This window comes from Lysinibacillus sp. FSL M8-0355 (genome assembly GCF_038008985.1).
Classification (GTDB): Bacteria; Bacillota; Bacilli; order Bacillales_A; family Planococcaceae; genus Lysinibacillus; species Lysinibacillus fusiformis_D.
In genome coordinates this window covers 684517-696081 of the sequence record NZ_JBBPAI010000001.1, presented here as the reverse complement: position 1 = coordinate 696081, position 11565 = coordinate 684517, and the positions used below count along the sequence as shown (strand labels likewise).

At 37.5% G+C, this 11565-nt stretch carries 6 protein-coding genes; 2 read left to right on the top strand and 4 right to left on the bottom strand.

The genetic code is table 11. From position 1 onward, the window contains the following. Nucleotides 1–20 precede the first annotated feature (20 nt). The 3 genes from MKY46_RS03270 to MKY46_RS03260 form a co-directional block, all read right to left on the bottom strand. Nucleotides 21–932 carry a C40 family peptidase gene (locus MKY46_RS03270; protein WP_036124282.1) on the bottom strand — a complete coding sequence of 304 codons (912 nt, stop codon included), beginning with the start codon at nucleotides 930–932 and terminating at the stop codon, nucleotides 21–23. A gap of 221 nt (nucleotides 933–1153) precedes the next feature. After that, nucleotides 1154–2221, bottom strand: coding sequence for a CAP and S-layer homology domain-containing protein (locus MKY46_RS03265; protein WP_036124284.1), 1068 nt, complete (start codon nucleotides 2219–2221; stop codon nucleotides 1154–1156). A 193-nt stretch (nucleotides 2222–2414) separates the two neighbouring features. Next, complete coding sequence (locus MKY46_RS03260; protein WP_340835630.1) at nucleotides 2415–6425, bottom strand: cell wall-binding protein; 4011 nt, start codon at nucleotides 6423–6425, stop codon at nucleotides 2415–2417. Between the two features lie 594 nt (nucleotides 6426–7019). Between MKY46_RS03260 and MKY46_RS03255 the strand changes: the two genes are divergently transcribed. Then, nucleotides 7020–7697: a hypothetical protein gene (locus MKY46_RS03255; RefSeq protein WP_058845006.1), complete on the top strand. Its 678-nt coding sequence runs from the start codon at nucleotides 7020–7022 to the stop codon at nucleotides 7695–7697. Then, the gene (locus MKY46_RS03250) at nucleotides 7697–8953 is read left to right on the top strand and encodes an HlyD family secretion protein (protein ID WP_089932955.1); all 1257 of its coding nucleotides are present in this window, start codon (nucleotides 7697–7699) and stop codon (nucleotides 8951–8953) included. Before MKY46_RS03255 ends, MKY46_RS03250 begins: the two co-directional genes overlap by 1 nt. Nucleotides 8954–9043: 90 nt before the next feature. On the opposite strand, the gene MKY46_RS03245 is transcribed toward MKY46_RS03250, so the two are convergent. After that, nucleotides 9044–11545 carry an S-layer homology domain-containing protein gene (locus MKY46_RS03245; protein WP_340835628.1) on the bottom strand — a complete coding sequence of 834 codons (2502 nt, stop codon included), beginning with the start codon at nucleotides 11543–11545 and terminating at the stop codon, nucleotides 9044–9046. Nucleotides 11546–11565 lie beyond the last annotated feature (20 nt).

The following is an 11565-nucleotide window of genomic DNA, read 5'->3' as shown; positions in this document are numbered from 1 at the left end:
AAAGTGTTAACTTTATGAACTTATTGTTGAATTCGTTTGATAAATACTTTTAGTTGGTCGATTTTAAGTAACTCATCTGAACCGAAGCTACCTTCTCCATCGCCATTTGTAATACCATTTGATGCTAAAGTCGAAATATATCCATTAGCCCAGCTATTTTGAGGTACATCGCTAAATGCTACACTTCCACCATTGTTTTCAAGGCCAAATGCTACCACTAATACCTTAGCAATTTGTGCGCGTGTAATTGGTGAAGACGGGTTGAATTTACCATTCGCATCGCCTTCAAAGATGCCTAGTTTTGCCACAGCTGCGATTGCACCTGCATGGGCATTGGATGGTTTTACGTCTACAAAACCAGCATTTGTATCAGATGTATCTAAGTTCAAAGCTTTCGCAATTTGGACAGCTACCTCTGCGCGAGAAGCATATACTGAAAAGTCAATTGCTGCTTGTTTAACTTCTGCTTGCTGTTGTGTATCAAATGTCGCAACGCGTTTAGCACCTACATAACGAGAGCTCCAATAGTATGGATCATTCACACTTGAATAACTTACGCCTTGACCAGTTTGAGAGTGGATCATTTTACCGTCACCTATGTATATAGCCACATGTGAAATACCACTACCACTTGTATTGAAAAATAGTAAATCGCCAACTTGCAAATCACTTTTCGCTACTGCAGTACCTTGTTGATACTGTGAGCCAGATGTGCGATTTAATTGAATGCCTAAATCTGAAAATACTTTAGAAGTAAAGCCAGAGCAATCAAAACCACTTGTTGTTGTACCGCCGTATTTATATGGAATACCTACGTATTTAGAAGCTGTATCAGTTACATCTGCTTTAGTCGCTGCCTCAGCAGTGTTTATATGAGCTGTTGAAAATAACATAAAAGATGCAAAAATCGGTAATAACCATTTCTTATTCATACTTTTGTTATACCCCTCTCAAAACTTTTTTGCCTATACATAGACTATCACAAAAAAAGCGATTGTTATTTTTCAATTGTGTAACGGTTTTAGACAGCAAAAAAACGCTGTAATACCAACGTTTGGTGGTATTTCCAGCGTTCAAAAGGAAATTTTTTTATCGTATTTTGGATCTTTCGTAACATTCCTGTAATATTAGAGACTCTTTGTTACACAACAACTTATTGACTAGAGAACATTTGAACCCAATAGTAATTTCCTTTGATGTCCTGTGCTATCGCAACACCTGTATTTGTATAATGTTCTTTTAAAATATTCTCTCGATGACTAGTGGAAGCCATCCACGCCTTTACAGCAATTTCAGGTGTTTTTATATTTCTGGCAATATTCTCGCCAAAGCTTGTGTAATCGTAATCAAATAATGTCGCTAAATCCCAAGGTGCACCATAAAATGGAGAAACATGTTCAAAATAATGGCGATTCACCATGTCCTGTGCTTTGATAATCGCGATTTGTGTCAGCTCTGGATCATAGACAACCGTTTCTAGCTTATTCTTTTTTCTTTCCACATTGATTAATTCAATGACCTTTTTAGACCATTCTGTAGAAAGGTTTTTTGTTGGGATATATTGCTTCGCTAAATAATCATAGGCTACTTCCAGCTTCTTTATCTTTTGCTGAAAATTTATGCTGCGCTCAACAAAAACAGCAAACTGTGCACGCGTCACCAATTGGTCCGGTGCAAAATGTTTTGTATCCACTCCACTAACAATGCCTATATCTGCTAAGGATTCGATATAGTCCTTTGCCCAATGTGTGCTAGCAATATCTGCAAACTGGCTGTTGTTTTTGCTATCTACTTTAAACTGATAGGCAAGTGTTAGCATTTTCGCTACCTGCATTCGCTTCAAAGGCTCTTCTGGATGAAATTCATCACCTTTTTGAATAACACCTAGCTGAACGAGCTGACAAATTTCCTTGTAATATGGATGTGTTGCAGGAACATCCTTAAATTTTGCGGAATTCGCAATGTCTACATTTACCTGGAGAGAACGAGCAATGGTAGCGGCAGCCTCAGCCCTCGTAATAGCTTGCTCAGGCTTAAATGTATGATCGTTATATGTAGTCATATATTGTTTAGTGAGCATATGTTGAATGGAAGCATTTGCCCAATATGAACTAGTCACATCTACAGCTTTTGCAGATGCAGCTTCTACCTGACTTGAATTAGTTAAACTTCCTATGGTTGCAGCTATTGAAAGGACCACTATACAAAGTATTTTTTTCAACAGGGCTACCTCCTCACTCTGTCAAATGAATATGTATCCATGATGCAATAAAAATAAGTAAGCACATTATAAGATACGAATTTCATCTGATATAGTTTCACTTTTTTGGAAATTTATAAGTAGAACCATTATTTTCTCGTTATAAAAGGAGTTTTCCCGCAATCTTCATTGGGGAAACTCCTTTTTCGTCAGACTATTGTATCATTTTTAGATATTCTTCTAAAATGCGGAAATTATAAACTAACCCCTGTTGCTCAATCGATAAATTACTATAATCTTTTTGAGCAGCTAATACTTTTTTCTCGAAGGATGAGCTTTCTGGATCAATGCCGCCAATGGCTTGGACAACTTTCAAAACAGCTGCCACATCTTTTTCAGCCTGCTTTAATACATCCTCATTGATGACTTGTCCTCGTACTTTTGAATCCAGCGCTTTATAAGCAGCAACTGCATTAGCCACATCTTCAATATAGGTTGGCGAGCTTGGTGAAAGTCCTGCTATTAACTCAACCACTTTCTTGACGTCAGCCATGCTTTTCTCTGCCTCTAATAAAATAGAGTAGTTGGAAATACGCTGTTTATCTATTGTATTCAAGCTATCATACTCTCTACGCACCGCTTCGATCATACCAAAGTAGAACTTATCCTTCGGATTCAAGTTAGCAATGCTATTATAAACTTTTATCACGTTGTCTAATGATAGCAATAGCTGGTCGTTATAGACATAGCGTCTTTGATCGGCATTGAGCTTATCATAGGCTTTTAAAATCTTTTGATACTGGCTGTTCATATCTTTGGCTGTTAATAGTCGGTCAATATCCTCTACCACAGTAATAACAGGCTTAATTAGCTTCTCTTGATCTTGTAGCACTCTGTAATTTTGTACAGCTCGCTGCTGATCCTTTGGTAAAGCATTATAAGCCGCACGAATCTCTTGAATACGTTTCACATATTGCTTTGGATCAACAGATGGTAAGTCATTGATCATCTGCATTACATTCCCAGCACCTAAAATACTAGACTCAGCTGCTTGCAATAAATAATAGTTTGTCACATATTGCTGCAAATCAGCAGGCAGTGCATCGTACAATGAACGGGCTCGTGATGTATCCTGAAGGAATGTACTATTAGAAGATTTTAGTTTGCTAATCAATTCCATCACATTAGAAACGGGCTCAAACTTTAAGAGTATATCAATATTATCAATATATTTCTTCTGATCCTTTGATAGTTTGTCATAGGCCTTACGTGCGGCGTTAAACTTACTAACAAAGTTTTGCGCTTCTGGATCTAGTTCATTAATTTGAACCATCACACTTAAAATCGGCTTAACCGCTTTTTCACGTGTTGTTAAATCTTTAATATTTGTCACTAATTTCTTTTGATTCGATGACAGCTTATCATAGGCTACTCGTGCATTCATCAGCTTCGTTAAATAGTCTGCATCTTGTTCTTCTGTTAAATTAATAAGCTCAATCACGCTCTGCGCTAAGCCCTGTTCATTTTCTGCTGCCACCAGAGCATCATAGTTGATGATAGCTTGTTGTTTCGCTTCAGGTAGTGAATCATAAAGCTCACGAGCTGTTTTCATATCCTGATAGAATGTTTTACTCGTTGGCTTTAATGAAGCAATAAGACCAATCAAAGAAGCTACATCCTCAACTGCTGTCAGATTATCATAGTTCGTCACTCGTTTTTGAGATACTGTATCAAGTGCATTATAGGCTTTGCGAGCAGCAAGTACCTTTTTCGTATAATCCTTACTTGTTGGATTTAAGGCATCAATCATTTGAATAACCTTTACTACAGCCTTATTGTTTTTTTCATACGCACTTAACGTTTTGTACTCTTCCACCAGCTTTTTCACATTTTTATCCATCGTCTTATATTCTGCAGCTAGGTCGGCTACCTTTTTGACAAATGTGTCAGGATTCTCATTCGCCAATGCTGCGACACGGGCATCAAAGTTTTTGGCTGTATCGATATACCCCTGTGCTTTTATTAGGTCAGCATAATTGACAACCTTCCCTTGAAGTGTTGCATCTGCTAATGCTGCGTATGTCTCCGTTGCTTTTGTTACATCCACTTTATACGTTTTTTTAGAAGGATTTAAAGCATTAATTTGAACAATGACATCTACAACTGGTACTATATCTTTTAAATCCTTGTAATTTTTTACATATACTTTATTATTGTCATCTAGCTTTGCATAAGCAGTAAAAGCTGACTTCGCTTTGGAAATATAGCTTTTAGAAGATGGATCAAGTTTTTCAAAGAGTGAGATGACATTCACAACAGCTTTATGTGATTTTTCAAAATCTGTTAAAACTTTAATGTTCGTTACACGACTTTTTGCTGCTGATGGTAGAGCATTATAAGCTGAACGAGCATCTAGCATATCCTGTACGAGATTAGATGATGTATTTAAACTGTCTATCTTGCTCATAACATCTGTTACTGCTGATGCTTCGTTTGTAAGAGCTGTTAATTTTTCATTGAGTTTATCTTTGATATTATCAAGCGCTGCTGCATATTCACTGCCCGAAGCATCTAAAGCAGCAACTGCAGTTTTCAATGTTGCAAGCTGTGCGTTGTAGTCAGACACAGAAGAATTCAGTGCATTCACTTTTTTAGATACATCCGCATATTTGAAAAACAGAGTTAGTTTATTTGTGCCTTGAACTAACGTCTTTTCACTTTCTCCAAGCTTATCGAAAGCAGCCTGTGCAGCTAATGTCTTGCTTTCAAAAGTAGAAGCTGTTGGATCAATACTATCGATTAATTTATCCACAGTTAAAGACGCGTTATAAACCTTTTCCCACTTCGTTAACTCTGCTAGATTATTAACAATTTTTTTGACATTTGCCGCATTGATTGTTGTTCCAGATGGTGCTGGAGGAGCATCATAAGCAGTTCGAGCATCTTTAATTGCTTGTACTTTATCTGAAGCACCTGCAATTGCCAAGATGAGTCCTTCAATCTGTTGTGCAGAAGCAATATTCGCGACCGCTATTTCAAAATCAGCCGCATTCTTTATATATCCCTTTTCTAGGGTTAATTGATTATCATAAATATCTTTAATTGAAGCTACTTCTGTACGATAAGCAGCATCACTTGATACACGTAGTGCTGAAATTCGCTTGGAAATTTCAGCCGCTTTTTTATACTCTTCAAGTATAGAAGCGTTTGTCACCAAATTTTTTGATGCCGTATCAAGGCTGTTATATGCTTTTTCAACAGACGATACCGCACTAATGAAATTTGTTGCTGATGTGAATTCAGATGGTTGTTTTGCTTTCAGCTGATTAATACTTAAAATAACTTTTTCTACAGCAGACTGACTCGTTAGAGCGTCCTTATATTTTTTGAAGGGCGTTACGGAAGCATCGTTTGGATTATAAGCTTCAACCACCTTCTTTTGATCTGCAGTTAAGGTATTATATCCAGTTGTAAAACTGTTTAGTGCAGTCGAAATATCTTCAAAATTTGCAGAACTCTCCAATAAATTAACTAAATCCACTAGCTCGCTAGCAATCAATTCAGTAGCTTCTACATCCTTACCTAATTTTGATAGTTTTCCAACGTCCAGTCCTTTTTTGCCAAAATACGCATCACGTGCTGCCTTATCATAACCATATTGCAACACCGAGTTACGCATAGTAGGAGCAATACTACTTGCGTTATTTATAAGCGCTGTATCAACGGCCTGTTTAAATTGAGCTTGTACATATAGATAGGATGTTGTATCTGTTGGTTCTTTTTCTCCTAAAAATTTAACATATTCGTCATTTACAGCTTCAACTTCTTCAAAAAACGTTTTACTTGAATACAAAATTCCATTAACTTTATTGCCCATTCCTTTAAGCTTTGTTAATAGCTCGCGATGTTTTACTACATATTCATACTTCGCTTTTATAATTGCTTTTTCATCAGCATGAAAATCTCCAGAATTTTGTACAACAATGAGATTTCCTTCTGCAATCACCATCTCATCACCTGAAGAAATTTCAGATAACTTACCAAATTCTGCAATGAGCTGCTCTCTTGTCGTAGCAGCTGCTACCACGTTGGCATAGCCAACTTGCTCTGTCTGTGGTGTCACACGAGTTTGCGCATCATTTTCCTGTGCATTCGCTATAGCCGTAGGTGCAAGTAAAAGACTTGTTATGACCCCTGCTGTCAATTTTCGATTCAATCGAACCACCCTTTCATCTTTTATGTATGGGAAAATGATTATGTTCATTTTCAATTATCTTGATTCAGAATTTATCCCCTTCCACTAGACAGAGTTAAATTCTTGTTTTACTTTTTTCATCGATTAATTAAATGCCCACCGAAATAAGGGAACACCGTCTAAATGTGGTGCGTCTTGTAGTAATGAAGGTGTGTGACCAGCATCATGTAGCCCCAATACCTCTGGCGGATGTCACAGATTTTGAAAAAAAACGTTTCGAGCAAGCTCGAAAAAATCCGGACGTAATTACAGCAAAGTGTAATTGATAATCATTACTTTAGTATCGGTATAAATATCATGTTTTCAAGACATTCTAGTATATTTACAAAATTATGAGTATCAAAAATAATTTTTCAAATTTACTAGCTAGAAAAACAGGAAGTTATTTCAATTATACTATACAATAGATTTATGTGATGTTTACATCAACCGACATGTAATGACGGCATATGTTTTTTTCTACGAAATTAATGAAAAAAAACAGCTAATTTCATATGTCATAATCTTTTTACAAGGTGTATACTACAACTTTGAAATCCTATTTTGGAAGAAAGGACGCTGTTTATGTTTTACCATTATAAGTTCTGGCATAGCTTAAAAAATCCTACCTACTTTACAAACATAGTAGAGGAAGGTGAGGTCATCGGATATAAGAAACGCGTATTATCAGTGTTTATTTTATTTATCCTGTTGTATGCTGTACGCGAATATTGGGGAATGGGGACGGAAAATTTAACGACCCTATTCGCAATGGATCAACAAAATGATTATTTTGTAGCACGCGTACTTTCCATGCTCGGTGCTGTATTATGGGCAATCGTCTATTTTTGCTTCCATTATTATGGGGTTACCTATCTATTACATCTATTAACGGACATTCCTTACTCTTGGATTAAAAAAGTCCAGCTTTATGTTGTTGCCTTCTTATTAATCGAAAAAGCAATTCTCTTTGCTGTTTTCTACGCAGTAGGCTATACAACAATGTTTTCATTCTTCTCATTAGCTCCAGCTGCCCTACAGGTGATTGAAACAGATTTCGTCTTATTTAGCATCAACCAATTGACAGTAACGACCGTTTTAATCATTATTGTGCAGTATCTATTCCTATCTAAATGGGAGGAAGCAGCTAGTAGAAAAATATTAGTAGTCAAATTGATTGGTGTACAACTATTTATGGCCTTATTTGTTGGGATGATTAGTGTGCTACCAATAAAAGAATGGATTGCTAGGGGGTTAGGATGATGGCATTTATCAAAGCAAGACCATGGACAAGTATGACCATTGTGTTGGCGATGCTAGTAATCGGTATAAATGCTTATTTAGTGTTCAAGAATGATAGCAACATCACACGATCCTACTTTATCGACGAGTTTCAAAAAGCTTATATCGGCACAAATACTGAGCGTGTCAATAAAGAAACGATTGTAGCACCTGCTGAAACATTTACGATTACGGCTGATGCAACTAGCTTATCGGCTGTGAATGTAAAGCGTGGTCAGGAAGTGATGATGAATGATTTGCTTGCTACCTATCAAACTGATGAGGTAGATGAAGAGATAACAAAGCTTGAATCAGAACGTACTGCCTATGAAACAGAATTAAGTGATTTACAGGATGCACTCGACCAAATTGAGGATGAATATGGAGATGGCTCTAATCCGAAAAGCTCGATTAATACGGACCAAATCAATGATAAACTATCTGTTACGCTAAAATTAGAGCTTGCTCAACAAAATTCAGCATCGACAGCCGTTGCACTGTTAAATCGACATATTGCCGAAACAAATCGTCAAATTGCGCTAATTGAAGCACAAATTACACAAATTCAATCTCGACAAGGCATTGTCAGCCCTATTGACGGTATCATATCTGCCATTAAAGAAGAAGCTGGTACAGTAACGTTTGAAATCTATTCTAATGAAAAAGCAATGTATGCCTATTTATCAGAAAAGGAATGGCAAAAGGTACAGGAAGGCCAAACCGTTGATTTTAAAGTCAAACATGTTAAAGATGCCTTATCAGGTGTGGTTTTAGAAAAACAAATGATCGCTACAGATGATCATACATTTTGGGCAAATGAGCTAGCCAAAACAGCAGCTTTACCACAGCCAACAAATTATGAAGTAACGTTACAGCAAGATGCTCCATTAGAGGACATCCCATTTTCAACTACAGGCAAGGCATCCATTATTGTCAATGAAGCATTCGATTCTTACAAAGTCGATAAATCGTGGCTAGCGACGACTAAAAAAGGAAATAAAAAGCTTTATATTATCAATCAGGAGGGCAAAATCCAGCTGATCGATATCAATGTGCAATTTAACACAGCGAAATCCGCTATTTTTATGGACTATGTAGAGGAAGGCACGCCAATGCTCTCTAATGAGAAACGTAATATTGCAGCCTATACCTTCCGCACATTGCCTGTTGAGAAAATACAATGGAGCCATTTTAAAGATTTAACTTGGAAACAATATGTGAAATACATTGTATTCTAAATAAAAAATCCGCTTCGCTCTCTTATGAGCTAAGCGGATTTTTTTGCTACGAACGAATCCTCTGTAGTAGCTACAGGGGATTCATCAATATTATTTTAATGATAAGCATCTATTTAAGAAGCTTGCAAATTGAGCACGTGTAATTTGTGCATCTGGTCTAAATGTATTGTCTGGGAAACCTCCAGTTAAATTATTCGCCACAAGTGCTTGGATATTGCTATATGCCCAATGTGTTGATTTAACATCTGTGAAGCTTACCTTACTTGTACCTGTTAATTTATACGCTCTTGTTAAAATCGCAGCCATTTCTGCACGTGAAAGCTGTCCATTTGGATTAAACTTCCCTGCTTCTTGCCCTTTAATAATACCAGCCTGCTCTACGGCAGCAATGGCACTGTAAGCATAGTGACCTTTACTCACATCTTTAAAGCTTGAATCCTTCGTCGTTGTTAGATTTAAAGCTCTAGCAATGATTGTCGCTGCCTCTGCACGAGTAATCGATGCTTCTGGCTTAAATGTTCCATTGGCATACCCTTTAATAAGCGATTTATTGTTTAGGCTTTGGATTTCAGAAAATGCCCAATGTCCTTTTGCAACATCTGTATAAATTAATTCCTCATGATTATCTTTATAGACAGCCTGTAATTGATCGAAGTATAGCTGCCCTTTCTTTTGAAGAGACGCTGTTGGTTGAGCAACATATAAACGTTCAAATTTCAATGGTTGCGCTAAATCACTCGGAATATTCGCCGTAACGTACTTCCAGCCATTCCAGTCTAAACCGCCCTGACTTGTGAAATCAATCGTATGCTTAGCGCCAGAACCATCAACAACTACACCTCTTAGCCAATGCTTACCGCCATCACCAAATACCCAAAGACCGATGTTTTTAGGCTGACCTGTCATAGCAATTGGTGTCTTAGCAACCATATAGGCCGCTTTTGTGCCTGTACCTGCTGTCGTAAAATCATAGTTTAATTGTAAGCTAGCAGTTCCCTGTCTAGCATACTCTTTAGAGCTTGCTAATGAAGCATTGGCTTTTGCCACTTCAGTTGTCCAAGATGACGCATTATCGAAGCTATCTAGTACGATAGGTTTTTCTGCTAAGTCTATTACTTTTACAGGTGTAGACGTACGAATACCTTCATATTCTGCGATAATTTTCCCTTCACCTTTTTGTGTAGCGGTAAAGGTTGCCCCATCCATTTTTCCGATATTTCCTTCCACAGTCCATTTCATATTGGCTGGGTTGATCGTCATCGGATTCAAGTATTGATCATAGGCACTTGCTACCTGCATATCTACAGACGAACCTTTCATTACTTGACTTACACTACTTAATGTAATCGATTTTGCTTGTCCTGGTGGCGCTGTATTCACAACCTGCAAAATGGCTGATACACGACGTTCACTGCCCTCTGATGGTCTGTTCACTAGGTTGGCAAAATAGCCACCTGGATTACGCACGACCATCGCTGTAGAGCCGCCTCCATCTAAGTTAATAGCCGAAGAAGCGCCCATTGAAATTAAATGAGAAGCTAAATCTGATAAATTCACACCATTACTGTGACCGCTTATGCGACCATCAATTGTTACAAGAGATACCTTCGTACCAGTGGCATCCACTGCAACTGCTGTACGTGGACTACGTGTTGAAGCAAAACCAGAATTCGTCGGCATCGAAATATCTACTTTGCCGTTTCGCACTAGCATTGGTCCAGCAGCTAAAATGAATTGAGCATCCATCCATTTTTGATCAATGGATAAGCTTACATCCACATTCGTGCCTGAAGTAATTGTACTTAATTCAGCAGCTAACTCTTTATTTTGAACAGAAATAACAAAGCCATCCGCTGGTACAGATGAGTTACCTTCTGCCCCATAGGCTGTTATATGCGAAACTGTGCCTGAAAACTGGTCACCAAAATGCAAGACATTTGTATCTTGGCTAGCACCTGTCACCACTAATTCTACACCCCATGTATTCGTACCTGTCGTTCTTTTTTCAGGTGTATATAAAACTGTTTTATTCGTTCCTCGTTCACTATTAATGAGATCAATAGGATAGCTTTTGCCATTCACTTGGAACGTTAGATTTGTTGTATAATAATCTGCTATCGCTTTCCCTGATTTTGATAAACCAAACGCAACTGGTTTTTGTGTTGGGCTATCATAGGTATCTCCTAAAATACCATAGTTCACTATTTCATTTTTTTCCGCTAACAAGTTCGCAGGCATACCATTACCTAAAAAGTAAGAAGCATTGACAGCTCCCACAACACGATGTCCATCATACGTATTTTGCTTTGCCATGGCTGATGTTGTTTTTAATGAATTAATAGGATTGGGCATACCGATTTCTAATTTTGTATATGTATTATTTAAATTAACATCTAAAACATTTACAAACTCACGAATAGAACCTGAAGTATAGCTTTGCTGTATATGTGTTACCTGTGGTGAAACCTCCGTTTTAACTTCACTGACTTTATTGCCTAAACCAGCTGCTTGGCCATCGATTGGGCTAACTGTTAGTATAAGCACAAATAGGGCTACAATAATTGTTACTAGTTTCCTTGCCAATTTCTTCACTCCGAATATATTCAAAGTAT

Coding starts and splice junctions, on each gene's coding strand:
- MKY46_RS03270 (WP_036124282.1), bottom strand. CDS start 932: ATGAATAAGAAATGGTTATTACCGATTTTTGCATCTTTTATGTTATTT.
- MKY46_RS03250 (WP_089932955.1), top strand. CDS start 7,697: ATGGCATTTATCAAAGCAAGACCATGGACAAGTATGACCATTGTGTTG.
- MKY46_RS03255 (WP_058845006.1), top strand. CDS start 7,020: ATGTTTTACCATTATAAGTTCTGGCATAGCTTAAAAAATCCTACCTAC.